The organism is Citrobacter amalonaticus, from assembly GCF_002918555.1.
In the GTDB taxonomy this organism is placed as follows: domain Bacteria; phylum Pseudomonadota; class Gammaproteobacteria; order Enterobacterales; family Enterobacteriaceae; genus Citrobacter_C; species Citrobacter_C amalonaticus_A.
The window spans coordinates 25,448-39,157 of the sequence record NZ_PQMB01000008.1; the positions used below are offsets into that span (position 1 = coordinate 25,448).

Consider the following 13,710-nt stretch of genomic DNA (forward strand, 5'->3'; position numbering starts at 1 on the left):
CCCTCACGTACTACGCGTACGCTCGGGTTCCTGCACGCTGTCCGTGTTCAAACTGCCCGCAACGATGACGCCTGATGAGGCAGGCTTGTGCACAAAAACGTTACGCGGTTTGCGAAAGATGCGCGTCAATTTTGTTCATAATGGCGTCAGCGCGTTTTACCGCATCGCTAATGTTGACGCGAACGATGGTTTTACCCGCAAAACGCTCCTCAAATTTAATGCCGATATCTTTGGTCAGAATCACCATATCGGCATCCGCCACATCTGCCGCAGTCAGTTCGTTTTCCAGACCTATGGAGCCCTGAGTCTCAACTTTGACATCCCAGCCTTTGGCTTTAGCTGCGCTTTCCAGCGCTTCGGCCGCCATATAGGTGTGCGCTACACCAGAAGGACATGCTGTTACTGCAATAATTTTAGTCATGGTTTATTCCTTACTTAGAGCCTGGCCCACCAGGCGTTATTGTCGCAGGCAGTTTGAACACGGACAGCGCGGAGAAGCCGGAACGTATCATTCGCTACGCTCACCCTTCGGGCCGCCGCAAGCGGCGTTCAAAACGCTGTCGGGTTTTGTGCGAGCACTGCCCGGGTTCAACATGGCAAGTAAAATAGCCCTAATGGGTCAGGCTCTTAATTCATTTCAAAATCCAAATCCAGGTCGTCTTCTTTTTCGTCAACCGGAGAGACGTTCTTACGTGCCAGACTTTTCAACACGTTAACGCAGATCGCCGTCACTACAGCGCCGATGGCGACGGCTGCAACATAACCCAGCTTGCCTTCCACCACCGGCAGAACGATTAAGCCTCCCCAACCGGCATAGCACTGCGCGCCAGACAGCGCGGCCGTTACCGCACCACAGGCAGAACCGATCATGATGGACGGGATCACGCGCAGTGGATCGGCGGCAGCGAATGGAATCGCTCCTTCGGTGACCCCAACGCACCCCATCACCAGTGCGGCTTTACCGGCTTCACGCTCTTCTGCAGAAAAATTCTTGCGGCCAATCAGCGTCGCCAGCCCCAATCCCAGCGGAGGGACGCAAATACCCACCGCCGCAATCGCTACCACGGTGTAAACCCCCTGTGATACGCAAATCAGCATGAAGGCGTAGGCAACTTTGTTGACGGGACCGCCCATATCAAAAGCCAGCATGAGTCCCATAATGACAGCCAGCACCACAATGCTGCCCTGCTGCATCCCCTGCAACCACTCGGTCAGACCGGAGGTCAACGCACCAACAGGCTCACCCAGCCCCCACATCATGATGCCTGCGGTAATAAAGGTGCCGACGACAGGAATAACAAAGATAGGCATGACCGAACGCAACACCTTGTGTACGGGGATCTTCTTCAGGTAGTGCACCACAATACCGCCGATAATCCCGGCAATCAGCGCACCGAAGAATCCGGCACCGAAGCTGTTGCCTACCCATGCGCCAATCGCACAAGGCGCCAGCGCAGAGCGCTCGGCGATGGAGTAACCGATATAAGCGGCGAGAAAAGGAACCATCAGCGTCAGTCCCGCGACGCCAATATCAAAGAGCTTCTTGAGATTGGGATCCGTTACGGCATCGGGCACAGCCCCCTTGCCATACAGCATGACGGAGACCGCCAGCAAAATTCCACCGGCCACCACGAAGGGGATCATATGCGAAACTCCGGTCATCAGATGCTGACGGGTGTTTTTCAGGATCTGCACCAACTCTTTCATAAGTCGCTCCCGGGCTGGTTAAAGCCCATGTCCATAATGTTGTTGCGGAAAACAATAGGCAATCTCTTGCTGCGCAGACAGTGGATAAAAAGGCCATTTACTGGATTTTTGTAATGTCAGTATAAAAATGCGATCCGCCTCATAAGTTGCGGAATAGCGGAAAGAAGGGAACAGCAGTGAACCTGTGAGGGATATCTCACTTCGATGATTACATTACATTTGTCCAGCTTTTGACAGATTTGTCACATGGTGTCTTCCGGCAATGCCCTTTTATTCTGTAGTGAGAGAACCGTTATGGGAGAAAGGCTATGGCCCTGATTGTGGAATTTACCTGTGAGCTGCCGAATGGGGTACATGCACGCCCGGCAAGCCACGTTGAGACATTGTGCAATACTTTTACTTCACACATTGAGTGGCATAACCTGCGCACCGACCGTAAAGGTAACGCCAAGAGCGCGCTGGCGCTGATCGGCACCGACACGCTGGCAGGCGACAACTGTCAGTTACTTATCTCAGGTAAGGATGAACAGGATGCCCACCAGCGCCTGAGCCAATGGCTGCGTGATGAATTTCCTCTCTGCGATGCGCCGCTGATTGACGTCAAAAACAGCGATCTGGAGCCGCTTCCGGCATCGCTGACAAACCTGAATCCACAGCTTTTCCGCGCCCGTAGCGTCTGTGCTGGCAGTGCGGGCGGCACTCTGACGCTGCTCTCCTCGCTGGATCTCAATGCTCTGAGCGATCTCCCTTCCGCCAGCGATGTAGAAACCGAACAATCAGCACTGGATAGCGGATTAACGTTGCTGATGAAGAATATTGAATTCCGGTTGCTCGACAGCGACGGCGCCACCAGCGCAATTCTGGAAGCGCATCGCTCGCTGGCGAGCGACACATCACTGCGTCAGCACCTGCTGGCTGGCGTTTCACGCGGATTAAGCTGCGCCCAGGCGATCGTCGAAAGCGCCGGGCATTTCTGCGAGGAATTTGCCCGCTCCAGCAGCAGCTATCTACAGGAACGCGCGCTGGACGTGCGCGACGTCTGTTTCCAGCTGCTACAGCACATTTATGGCGAACAGCGTTTTCCGGCACCGGGTAAACTGACTCAACCGGCTATCTGTATGGCGGATGAGCTGACGCCGAGCCAGTTCCTCGAACTGGACAAAACATTCCTGAAAGGTTTGCTGTTAAAAAGCGGCGGCACCACCTCTCACACGGTGATTCTCGCCCGTTCATTCAACATTCCCACGCTGGTGGGAGTGGAGATTGAGGCCCTGACGCCGTGGCTGCAGCAGACGGTTTACATAGACGGTAATGCTGGCGCGATTATTGTTGCACCTGATGAGCTGGTCTCCCGCTACTATCGGCAGGAAGCACGGGTACAGGATGCTCTGCGTGAGCAGCAGCGTATCTGGCTGACCCGGGAAGCGCGCACGGCTGATGGCATCCGCATGGAAGTCGGCGCCAACATAGCTCACTCCGTGGAGGCACAGGCGGCCTTCGGCAACGGCGCCGAAGCGGTTGGCCTGTTCCGTACAGAAATGCTGTATATGGACCGCGCCAGTGCGCCAGATGAGAACGAGCTGTACAACATTTTTTGCCAGGCGCTGGAATCCGCGCGGGGACGCAGCATCATTGTGCGCACCATGGATATCGGCGGAGATAAGCCCGTTGATTATCTGAATATTCCTGCCGAAGCCAACCCGTTTCTCGGTTATCGCGCGGTGCGTATTTATGAAGAGTACGCCGCGCTGTTTACCACTCAGCTGCGGTCAATCCTCCGCGCATCGGCCCACGGCAGCCTGAAAATCATGATCCCGATGATCTCCTCAATGGAAGAGATCCTGTGGGTTAAAGAGAAACTGGCAGAGGCGAAACAGCAGCTGCGCAATGAACATATTCCGTTTGATGAGAAGATCCCGCTCGGCATCATGCTGGAAGTTCCATCGGTGATGTTCATCATCGATCAATGCAGTGAAGAGATTGATTTCTTTAGTATTGGTAGTAATGACCTGACGCAATATCTGCTGGCGGTCGATCGCGACAACGCCAAAGTCACCCGACACTACAACAGCCTGAATCCGGCTTTCCTGCGTGCGCTGGATTTCGCGGTGCAGGCGGTACATCGTCAGGGCAAATGGATTGGCCTGTGCGGCGAACTCGGCGCGAAAGGGTCCGTTCTACCGCTACTTGTCGGCCTGGGGCTGGACGAGATCAGCATGAGCGCACCGTCGATTCCTGCCGCTAAAGCGCGAATGGCACAGCTCGACAGCCGCGCCTGCCGCCAGTTGCTGAATCAGGCGATGGCCTGTCGCACCTCGCTCGAGGTGGAGCATCTGCTGGCCCAGTTCCGCATGGCCCAACAGGATGCGCCGCTGGTCACCGCCCGGTGCATCACGCTGGATAGCGACTGGCGCAGCAAAGAAGAGGTGATCAAAGGCATGACCGACAATCTGCTGCTGGCAGGCCGCTGTCGCTACCCGCGCAAGCTGGAAGCCGATCTGTGGGCGCGCGAGGCGGTCTTTTCCACCGGGTTAGGCTTCAGCTTTGCGATTCCACACAGCAAATCCGAACATATTGAGCAGTCCACCATCAGCGTGGCGCGTCTGAAAACGCCGGTTCGCTGGGGTGATGATGATGCGCAGTTCATCATCATGCTGACGCTCAACAAGCACGCCGCAGGCGACCAGCATATGCGTATCTTCTCACGCCTGGCCCGCCGCATTATGCATGAAGAATTCCGCAACGCGCTGGTTAATGCCGCTTCCGCCGAGGCTATCGCCAGCCTGCTGCAACACGAACTGGAACTTTAAGAGGAAATAGCATGGAACTGTATCTGGATACCGCCAACGTGGCGGAAGTCGAGCGCCTGGCGCGTATCTTCCCGATTGCTGGCGTCACCACCAACCCGAGCATTGTGGCCGCGAGCAAAGAGTCCATCTGGGACGTATTGCCGGGATTGCAAAACGCCATTGGCGAGGAGGGGGTCCTCTTCGCCCAGACCATGAGCCGCGACGCACAGGGGATGGTGGAAGAAGCCAAACGTCTGAGCAACGTCGTACCGGGGATTGTGGTTAAAATTCCGGTAACCTCTGAAGGACTGGCGGCGATCAAAGTACTGAAAAAAGAGGGGATCACCACGCTGGGTACCGCCGTGTACAGCGCCTCGCAGGGTCTGCTGGCGGCGCTGGCCGGAGCAAAATATGTTGCCCCGTATGTTAACCGCATTGACGCTCAGGGCGGTGACGGCATCCGTACGGTCCAGGAACTTCAGGCGCTGCTGGAGCTGCACGCCCCGGAAAGCATGGTGCTGGCGGCCAGCTTTAAGACGCCGCGTCAGGCGCTGGATTGTCTGCTGGCTGGTTGCGAAGCCATCACCCTTCCTTTAGATGTAGCGCAACAAATGCTCGATACCCCTGCGGTACAGTCAGCTATAGAAAAGTTTGAGCAGGACTGGAAAAACACATTTGGCAATCTAAACCTGTAAACCTGGCGCAGAGCTGCATTCTGGCGGCTCAAAAAGCCAAAATGGAGGATATGTATGGACCGCATTATTCAATCACCCGGTAAGTATATTCAGGGTGCAGATGTCATCACGCGGCTTGGCGAATATCTCAAGCCAATGGCGGAAAGCTGGCTGGTTGTCGGCGACAAGTTTGTTTTAGGCTTTGCCCAGGGCGCGCTGGAAAAAAGTTTCAAAGATGCTGGCCTGACGCTGGAAATCGCACCGTTTGGCGGTGAATGTTCGCAAAATGAGATAGACAGACTACGTGGCGTAGCAGACAAAGCGGAGTGCGGCGCTGTGCTGGGGATCGGCGGCGGTAAAACGCTGGATACCGCGAAAGCGCTGGCACACGTTATGAACGTGCCTGTGGCTATCGCACCGACTATCGCTTCTACCGATGCGCCATGCAGCGCACTCTCCGTTATCTATACCGACGCCGGTGAGTTTGACCGCTACCTGATGCTGCCGCATAACCCGAATATGGTGATTGTCGATACCAAAATTGTCGCGGGCGCACCTGCGCGTCTGCTGGCTGCCGGTATCGGCGATGCGCTGGCGACCTGGTTTGAAGCTCGCGCCTGTTCACGCAGCGGCGCAACCACAATGGCGGGTGGCAAGTGCACCCAGGCCGCGCTGGCGCTGGCTGAACTGTGCTACAACACGCTGCTTGAAGAAGGCGAAAAAGCGATGCTGGCCGCCGAGCAGCATGTGGTCACCCCTGCGCTGGAACGCGTGATTGAAGCCAATACCTATCTGAGTGGCGTGGGTTTTGAAAGTGGCGGCCTGGCAGCAGCACACGCGGTGCATAATGGCCTGACGGCCATTCCGGATGCACATCACTACTACCACGGCGAGAAGGTGGCTTTTGGGACGTTGACTCAGTTGGTGCTGGAAAATGCCCCGGTTGAAGAGATCGAAACGGTGGCGGCGCTGTGCCATTCCGTTGGCCTGCCAATCACTCTTGCCCAGCTGGACATTAAACAGGATATCCCTGCGAAAATGCGTATCGTGGCGCAAGCGTCCTGTGCAGAAGGCGAAACTATTCACAACATGCCTGGCGGTTCCACGCCGGATCAGGTTTATGCCGCTCTGCTGGTTGCCGACCAGTACGGTCAGCGCTATCTGCAAGAGTGGGAATAAGCCCCAAATAAAAATCCCCGCATTCGCGTGCGGGGATTTTTGTCACCGGATAAGCGTCAACGCCATCCGCCATTTTTGCTTACAGCAGGTCGAAGCGGTCCAGGTTCATCACTTTCACCCATGCCGCAACGAAGTCTTTCACAAACTTCTCGTGGGCATCGCTAGCGGCATACACTTCCGCCAGCGCACGCAGTACCGCATGAGAGCCAAAGACCAGATCGGCACGCGTTGCCGTGTATTTCACTTCACCATTCTGACGATCGCGACCTTCAAACCGTTCGTTAGATTCATCAACCGGCTTCCATTCATTGCGCATATCCAGCAGATTAACGAAGAAATCATTGCTGAGTACGCCAGGACGATCGGTAAAGACACCAGTCTGGCTTCCATCAAAGTTCGCACCGAGAACACGCAGCCCCCCGACCAGCACGGTCATTTCCGGCGCGGTCAGCGTCAACTGCTGTGCTTTATCGATCAGCATAGACTCTGTTGTTGCTGCGCCTGGCTCCCCGCGGTAGTTACGGAAACCATCGGCAAGTGGTTTGAGCAGTTCAAACATCTCAATATCCGTTTGATCCTGACGCGCATCCACCCGGCCCGGAGTAAAAGGTACATTGATGCTAACACCTGCGGCACTTGCTGCCTGCTCTACGCCGACAACGCCAGCCAGAACGATAATATCGGCCAGCGAGGCAGTGTGGGCAGATTTATAAATACCTTCCAGTACAGGCAGAACGCGTGCCGCAGTAGCGTTAACGTCCCAGTCACGTTGCGGAGCCAGCGCCAGACGCGCGCCGTTCGCACCGCCGCGTTTATCACCGCCGCGGAAAGTCGATGCAGAAGCCCACGCCACCGACACCAGCTCGCTCACGGAAAGCCCGGAAGCCGCAATGGTCGCTTTCAGGTTAAGAATATCTTCTTCGCTCGGGTTGAAGAACGGCTGCGGCAGCGGATCCTGCCAAATCAGATCTTCTTTCGGCACTTCCGGTCCGATGTAACGCGTTTTTGGCCCCATATCGCGGTGCGTGAGTTTAAACCACGCACGGGCAAAGGCTTCGTTGAACGCCTGCGGATCGTTGAGGAAACGACGCGAAATTTTCTCGAATTCCGGATCCATACGCAGCGTCAGGTCGGTGACCAGCATGGTTGGTTTGCGTTTTTTCGATGGATCGAAGGGATCGGGAATGATTTCTGGCGCATCTACAGCTTCAAACTGGATTGCGCCTGCCGGACTGCGCGTCTGCACCCACTCATATTTGAACAGGTTCTCGAAGAAGTAGTTACTCCACTGCGTCGGGGTTTGCGTCCAGACCACTTCCAGACCAGAGGTAATCGCATCAGCGCCTGCGCCGCTGCCAAAGTCGCTCTTCCAGCCCAGGCCCTGGTTTTCGAGCGGTGCCGCTTCCGGATCAGGACCCACGTGCGTCGCCGGACCTGCACCGTGGGTTTTACCCAACGTGTGGCCGCCTGCGATCAACGCGACAGTCTCTTCATCGTTCATACCCATGTTGCCAAAGGTTGCACGAATCGCCGAGGCCGCAGAAAGTGGCTCGCCGCTGGCGTTTGGCCCTTCCGGGTTTACGTAAATAAGCCCCATTTCAGTTGCGGCTAAAGGACGTTTCGCCAGTTCTTCCGGGTCACGGTGCGCAAGCCAGGCTTTTTCATCCCCCCAGTTCACATCAAGATCCGGTTCCCAGACGTCTTCGCGACCGGCAGCAAAACCGAAGGTACGGAAGCCGGAGTTTTCCAGCGCCACGTTGCCCGCGAGAATAAACAGGTCAGCCCAGGAAATTTTCTGTCCATATTTCTGCTTGATTGGCCACAGCAGACGACGTGCTTTGTCCAGGCTCACGTTATCCGGCCAGGAGTTCAGCGGCGCGAAACGTTGCTGCCCGCGCCCTGCCCCACCACGCCCATCAACAGAGCGATAGGTTCCCGCGCCGTGCCAGGCCATACGGATAAAAAGACCGGCGTAAGTTCCCCAGTCAGCGGGCCACCACGGTTGAGATTCGGTAAGAAGAGCACGAAGCTCCCCTTTCAGGGCCGAGTAATCTAATTTACTGAATTCTTTGCGGTAGTCGAAGTCTTCACCCAATGGGTTAGAACGCATGGAGTGCTGGTTCAGGAGGTCTACACGGAGTTGTTTAGGCCACCAGTCTCGGCTGGTTGTACCTGCTCCCGCGCTTTGATCGTGACCGCCCTGATGGAAAGGACATTTCCCGGTGGACGTCGTGTTATGGATATCGTCTGGCGTGCTCATCTATATGCTCCCTTTACAGTGTTATCGTTACGATATACACCTCTTGAGAATAGATATAGTTGAAATAATCCACAGATTCGATAGCCAATACCTTTTATATTTTACGTTACGAAGATGTAGATCAATGTTAACGAGAAAAAGCCCTCCGCAGAGGGCCGAAGCATTTTATAAACCGGGTCTGACACCCAGAGTGTGGCAAATGGCGTAGCTCATTTCAGCGCGGTTAAGCGTATAGAAATGAAAATCTTTCACCCCTTCCCGGCTTAATATTTTCACCATATCCATGGCGATATTCGCGCCCACCAGCTTACGGGTTTCCGCATCGTCATCCAGGCCATTAAACATCGTCGACATCCATGCCGGGATACGCACGTTGGTCATATCAGCAAATTTCTTCGCCTGCTTAAAATTGGAGACGGGCAAAATACCCGGAATAATTTCCACGTCGATCCCCGCAGAGACGCAGCGGTCACGAAAACGCAGGTAGCTTTCAACGTCGAAAAAGAATTGGGTGATTGCGCGGTTCGCCCCGGCGTCGACTTTACGTTTCAGATTGAGCAGATCCGCCTGCGCGCTCTTTGCTTCCGGATGCACTTCCGGATAGGCCGCCACGGAGATATCGAAATCAGCCACTTCTTTAAGCAGACTCACCAGGTCGGCAGCATACATATCCGGCTTACCGCCGCCGGGCGGCAGGTCGCCGCGTAGCGCGACGATATGGCGAATGCCGTTGTTCCAGTAATCCTGAGCAATGGTGCGCAGCTCGTCGCGGGTCGCGTCAATACAGGTCAGGTGCGGCGCGGCTTCCAGTCCAGTTCGGTCTTTAATGCCTTTGATGATGCTGTGCGTGCGGTCGCGTTCACCAGAGTTGGCGCCGTAAGTCACTGAGACAAACTTCGGCTTCAGGCTGCTCAGGCGATCGATGGAGTTCCACAAGGTTTGCTCCATTTCACTGGTGCGCGGCGGGAAAAACTCGAACGAAACGTTAATCTGACCCTGGACTTCCGCCAGGCTCTGATTCAGGGCTTCCCGCTGGTTGGCGTGAAAAAAGCTCATACCTTACCTCATCAATCGTTTATCGTTATATGTTGTGAACATCTATCCGTTTAGACGTCCAGATGTAAAAATGACGGAAAAGGGAGATGCCGTCAACAGAAAAATCACTGCCGACGTTGAGGAATCCTCAAGGAAGTTGAAAAAAATTCACGTCAGCCTGAAATGGTGAGAGATGGCATTATCAGCGTCGTAACCCACTGCAAGCGTGCGGCATTCTCAGGCAGCATCACCAGTCCGGCGCTGATATGTAATTCAGGGTCGCTGAGCGGGCGAAATACCACGCCCTGACGCTGAATGGCGGCAAAGGAGGACGGCATGAGGCTCAGGCCGTCGCCGTGGGCGATTCGTGCAAGCAGCACGTCATGCTGCAAAGGCTCCTCCAGACAGACAGGGGAGTAACCAGCCCGCCGGAACGTTTGCCGGGTGTAATCAAAAAAAGCGGGATTACGTTCACGTTTGAACCAGAAGAGCGGCCGGTGATTAAGCGCATTAAGGAAGAGCGATGTCAGGCTCGCTTCCGGCCAGCTGGCCGGCAAGGCAGCAATTAACGGATCCTGCCCACCGAGCAGCGTAACGACTAATCCAGCGGTCTCAAGCGGCAGCGCCACCAGCGCAGCATCCAGTTTTCCCCGTCGGACCTGACGAACCAGCTCTGGCGAGCCATGACGCACAACATGCAGCGTATCTACGCGAGTATTGACTTGTGTTTCCAGCGAAGCAAAAACACCCTGTTCAAACGCGGTACTTAATCCCAGGCGTAACACCGGCACACCGTTTTGCGCCAGTTGGTGCAGCGCAGCATACGTTTTTTCCTGTAGCGCCAGCAGCGGGCGAATAATCTCCAGCACGCGGAGTCCCTCATCCGTCAGCGTCAGTCCTTTGGTATGACGGACAAAAAGCGTCACCCCCAGACGTTCTTCAAGCTGGCGAATATGGCGGCTGAGGGGCGGCTGCGACATAAACAAACGCTGCGCCGCACGGCTCATGTTGTTCTCTTCCGCCACCACGGCAAAGTAGCGCAGCAGGCGAATATCCAGCGAGTGCAGAGTCGATGTTGTCATACCGAAAAGGTATCACGGAAACGGTATTATCCAAATCACTCCTCGCGGCCTACTCTCATACCACATCAGCACACGAGGGATACATCATGCATTCAGAACGCTTTATTACGGGTCAAAAGATGTTACGACAGGTGGATGGCAAAGGAGGTGAGGCCGTCGTCGAAAGTCTGAAAGACATTGCGCCAGACTTCGCCCGCTACCTGATCGAATTTCCTTTTGGCGATATCTATTCCCGGCCAGGACTGGATTTACGCAGCCGGGAAGTCGCGACCGTCGCCGCATTAACCGCGTTGGGCAACGCCACGCCGCAGCTGAAAGTACACATTTCCGCCGCGCTGCACGTGGGTTTAACACAGGAAGAAATTATTGAAGTGATAATGCAGATGGCGGTCTATGCGGGCTTTCCGGCCGCGCTGAACGGCCTGTTCGCCGCAAAAGAGGTTTTTGCCGGTCGGTAAAGCGCCGGATGGCGATGCTGACGCCTCTCATCCGGCCTGCATGATGCCCGAACCGTAGGCCGGATAAGCACAGTGCCATCCGGCAACAAAAACTACAGCAGCTGCGCCAGACGGTTGATATCGGACTGAATCGCCCCGGCGGTAACATCCCGCCCCGCTCCCGGCCCACGGATCACCAGCGGGTTATCGCGGTACCAGCGACTTTCGATAGCAAACACGTTATCGCACGGCAGCAGCGCCGCCAGCGGGTGTTCCGGACGTACCGCCTCGACACCCACGCGGGCCTTGCCGTTGGCGTCGAAACGCGCCACATAACGTAGCACCAGCCCCATTTCGCGGGCAGCCTCCAGGCGCTGTACCATCTGTTCGTTCAGCTCATCGCCATTTTCAAAGAAATGGTCAACAGAGCCTTCTTCACAGTGCGCAGGCACCAGCGACTCAACACGCACCTGATCCGGCTCAATATCATAACCCGCCTCACGCGCCAGGATCACCAGCTTACGCATCACATCTTTACCAGAGAGGTCAACGCGCGGGTCGGGTTCCGTTAGCCCTTGCTGCCAGGCCTGATCCACCAGATCGGTAAACGGTACGGAACCATCAAACTGCAGGAACAGCCAGGAGAGCGTGCCGGAGAAGATCCCGCTGATCGACAAAATGGTGTCGCCGCTGTCGATGAGATCGCGCACCGTGTAGTTGATCGGCAAGCCTGCGCCAACGGTGGCGTTGTACAGCCAGCGCCGTCCGGTCTTCTCGAATGCATCGTGGATCTGGCGATACTTATCACTGCTGCTCGCCCCCGCCAGTTTATTGGCGCTGATAACGTGGAAGCCGTGGCTGGCGAAATCAAGATACTGATCGGCCAGCTGTTCGCTTGCAGTCACATCCAGCACCACCAGATCGTCATACGGGTGCGCGCGCATCCACAGGAACAGTGACTCTTCATCCTGCTCAATGGCTTCGTCGTTAAAGAACGCCAGCGCACGGCTGGCATCCAGCCCGTCATAACTCAGCAGGCTACGGCGGCTATCCACCACGCCCGCCAGCACAAATTCAAACCCGGTACGCGCCGAGAGCGTGCTCTGTTCACGGGCGAACAGTTCCAGCCAGCGAGAGCCAATGTTGCCTTTGCCGAACAGCACCAGGCCGATGCGTTTTTCGGCACGGAAAATCGACTGGTGCAGCCCCTGAATCAGACTCTCCGTCGGACCGGTACGCAGTACGGCGACCAGGCTTATGCCTTCTTCCGACTGCCAGGTAAACTCCACCGGCTGGCCCTTTAACTGCTGCCAGAAACGATGGCAGTGCAACGGGTTACGGGTGACGCCAGCCCCCACCATCGCGACCAGCGCCAGCCCCTGACGTAAGCGCAGCTCGCCGGGCAGACCCGCGTCATCAAGCAGTTTCAGCACGCTGTCGGCCACTTCGGAGGTGTAGCAAAATTGCAGCAACTTACGGTCATTGTGAACGCCCACCGCCAGCGGACGCACCTGCGCACGCTTAAGGATCTGGTCAATATCCTTGTGTGCCTGTTTAAAATCAAGACTGGCGGGAACCTGAAACTCGATCAGACAGACATCGTCATGGCTGGTCACGATACGGGCGCCCGTTCCGGAGGCCAGCACGCGCTCAATGCGTGTGGAGCCCTGATCCGGCGTATAGCTACAGCGCAGTTGCAGATCGATATCGCTACCGGAAACCGGCTGTAACGTACGGGTGTGCAGAACCGGCGCAGCCAGACGCGCCAGTTCGCTCGCTTCGTCCAGACGCAGCAACGGCAGCAGACAGGCATCCTTCACTTTACGCGGGTCAGCGCTGTAAACCCCGGCCACATCGCTCCAGATAGTCACGCGGGAAACGCCCGCCAGCGCGCCGATTTGCGTCGCGGAGTAGTCGGAACCGTTACGGCCCAGCAGTACCGTTTCCCCGGCATGACTTCGGCTAATAAACCCCGTGACCACCAGACGTTTGCCGGGATGCTGGACCAACAGCTGTTGCAGCAGGGGATAAGAAAGCCCTTCATCCACCTGCGGCTGTGCCGCGCGCTCGGCGCGTAAAAATTCACGCGCGTCCAGCCAGGCGGAGGCCAGTCCCTGCTGGTTCAATACCGCAGACATCAGACGCGCTGACCACACTTCACCGTGACCAACGACTTCCGCATAGACGGCGTCCGTCACGCCGGCATCAAGCAGCCCGGCAAGACGTTCAAGATCGCCAATGAACATGCTGATTAACCCGTCGGCAACCTCTGCGGGAAGCAGCCCGCTAATCAGATCGCACTGATAGCGACGTAAGGTTTGTTGCACCTGATGCGCAGAGAGCCTGTCGGTCTGGCTTAATTTCAGCCAGCTAATCAGCTGGTTGGTGGTACTGCCTGCGGCGGAAACCACCATCATATCGTCAGGCTGCGAGTATTCCGCCATGATGCCTGCGACACGCAGATAACACTTCACGTCTGCCAGACTACTGCCACCAAATTTATGCAGCTGACGGCCCTTCGCCCCTGCCTGCGCAATCACACTCATT

The 13,710-nt window shown here is 56.2% G+C and carries 10 protein-coding genes; 4 read left to right on the plus strand and 6 right to left on the minus strand.

Annotation, left to right across the window (positions count from 1 at the left end):
- Window positions 1-100: 100 nt before the first annotated feature.
- Together C3432_RS24840 and C3432_RS24845 are read right to left on the minus strand one after the other, a co-directional pair.
- Window positions 101-421: a PTS fructose-like transporter subunit IIB gene (locus C3432_RS24840; RefSeq protein ID WP_103779929.1), complete on the minus strand. Its 321-nt coding sequence runs from the start codon at window positions 419-421 to the stop codon at window positions 101-103.
- Between the two features lie 206 nt (window positions 422-627).
- Window positions 628-1,707 carry a PTS fructose transporter subunit EIIC gene (locus C3432_RS24845; protein WP_103779931.1) on the minus strand — a complete coding sequence of 360 codons (1,080 nt, stop codon included), beginning with the start codon at window positions 1,705-1,707 and terminating at the stop codon, window positions 628-630.
- Between the two features lie 308 nt (window positions 1,708-2,015).
- Between C3432_RS24845 and ptsP the strand changes: the two genes are divergently transcribed.
- The 3 genes from ptsP to gldA are packed head-to-tail and all read left to right on the plus strand — an operon-like array spanning window position 2,016 to window position 6,349.
- The gene (ptsP, locus tag C3432_RS24850; protein WP_103779933.1) at window positions 2,016-4,517 is read left to right on the plus strand and encodes a phosphoenolpyruvate--protein phosphotransferase; all 2,502 of its coding nucleotides are present in this window, start codon (window positions 2,016-2,018) and stop codon (window positions 4,515-4,517) included.
- Window positions 4,518-4,528: 11 nt separating this feature from the next.
- Window positions 4,529-5,191 (plus strand): fructose-6-phosphate aldolase, encoded by a 663-nt coding sequence (gene fsa / locus C3432_RS24855; RefSeq protein WP_103779935.1) that lies wholly within the window; start codon window positions 4,529-4,531, stop codon window positions 5,189-5,191.
- 54 nt (window positions 5,192-5,245) lie between these two features.
- Entirely contained in the window at window positions 5,246-6,349 is a 1,104-nt protein-coding gene (gldA, locus tag C3432_RS24860) for a bifunctional L-1,2-propanediol dehydrogenase/glycerol dehydrogenase (RefSeq protein WP_103779937.1), read from the plus strand.
- 79 nt (window positions 6,350-6,428) lie between these two features.
- Here the strand turns inward: gldA and katG are convergent, their stop codons facing one another.
- The 3 genes from katG to C3432_RS24875 all read right to left on the minus strand — a co-directional run bounded on the left by katG (window position 6,429) and on the right by C3432_RS24875 (window position 10,726).
- A complete protein-coding gene (gene katG, locus C3432_RS24865; RefSeq protein WP_103779939.1) occupies window positions 6,429-8,609 on the minus strand; it encodes a catalase/peroxidase HPI in 2,181 nt (726 codons plus the stop codon).
- A gap of 165 nt (window positions 8,610-8,774) precedes the next feature.
- Window positions 8,775-9,665, minus strand: coding sequence for a methylenetetrahydrofolate reductase (gene metF, locus C3432_RS24870; RefSeq protein WP_103779941.1), 891 nt, complete (start codon window positions 9,663-9,665; stop codon window positions 8,775-8,777).
- A 152-nt stretch (window positions 9,666-9,817) separates the two neighbouring features.
- Window positions 9,818-10,726, minus strand: a complete 909-nt coding sequence (locus C3432_RS24875; protein WP_103779943.1) for a LysR family transcriptional regulator — start codon at window positions 10,724-10,726, stop codon at window positions 9,818-9,820.
- A gap of 86 nt (window positions 10,727-10,812) precedes the next feature.
- On the opposite strand from C3432_RS24875, the gene C3432_RS24880 reads away from it, so the two are divergent.
- On the plus strand, window positions 10,813-11,184 hold the full coding sequence (locus C3432_RS24880; protein WP_103779945.1) for a carboxymuconolactone decarboxylase family protein: 372 nt from the start codon (window positions 10,813-10,815) through the stop codon (window positions 11,182-11,184).
- Window positions 11,185-11,276: 92 nt separating this feature from the next.
- Here C3432_RS24880 and metL read toward each other — a convergent pair whose 3' ends face one another.
- Window positions 11,277-13,709 (minus strand): bifunctional aspartate kinase/homoserine dehydrogenase II, encoded by a 2,433-nt coding sequence (metL, locus tag C3432_RS24885; protein WP_103779947.1) that lies wholly within the window; start codon window positions 13,707-13,709, stop codon window positions 11,277-11,279.
- Window position 13,710 lies beyond the last annotated feature (1 nt).

Excerpts from the sequence above, each read along its gene's own strand:
- C3432_RS24845 (WP_103779931.1), bottom strand. The coding sequence starts at position 1,707 with ATGAAAGAGTTGGTGCAGATCCTGAAAAACACCCGTCAGCATCTGATG.
- katG (WP_103779939.1), bottom strand. The coding sequence starts at position 8,609 with ATGAGCACGCCAGACGATATCCATAACACGACGTCCACCGGGAAATGT.
- metF (WP_103779941.1), bottom strand. The coding sequence starts at position 9,665 with ATGAGCTTTTTTCACGCCAACCAGCGGGAAGCCCTGAATCAGAGCCTG.
- metL (WP_103779947.1), bottom strand. The coding sequence starts at position 13,709 with ATGAGTGTGATTGCGCAGGCAGGGGCGAAGGGCCGTCAGCTGCATAAA.
- fsa (WP_103779935.1), top strand. The coding sequence starts at position 4,529 with ATGGAACTGTATCTGGATACCGCCAACGTGGCGGAAGTCGAGCGCCTG.
- C3432_RS24840 (WP_103779929.1), bottom strand. The coding sequence starts at position 421 with ATGACTAAAATTATTGCAGTAACAGCATGTCCTTCTGGTGTAGCGCAC.
- C3432_RS24880 (WP_103779945.1), top strand. The coding sequence starts at position 10,813 with ATGCATTCAGAACGCTTTATTACGGGTCAAAAGATGTTACGACAGGTG.
- ptsP (WP_103779933.1), top strand. The coding sequence starts at position 2,016 with ATGGCCCTGATTGTGGAATTTACCTGTGAGCTGCCGAATGGGGTACAT.
- C3432_RS24875 (WP_103779943.1), bottom strand. The coding sequence starts at position 10,726 with ATGACAACATCGACTCTGCACTCGCTGGATATTCGCCTGCTGCGCTAC.
- gldA (WP_103779937.1), top strand. The coding sequence starts at position 5,246 with ATGGACCGCATTATTCAATCACCCGGTAAGTATATTCAGGGTGCAGAT.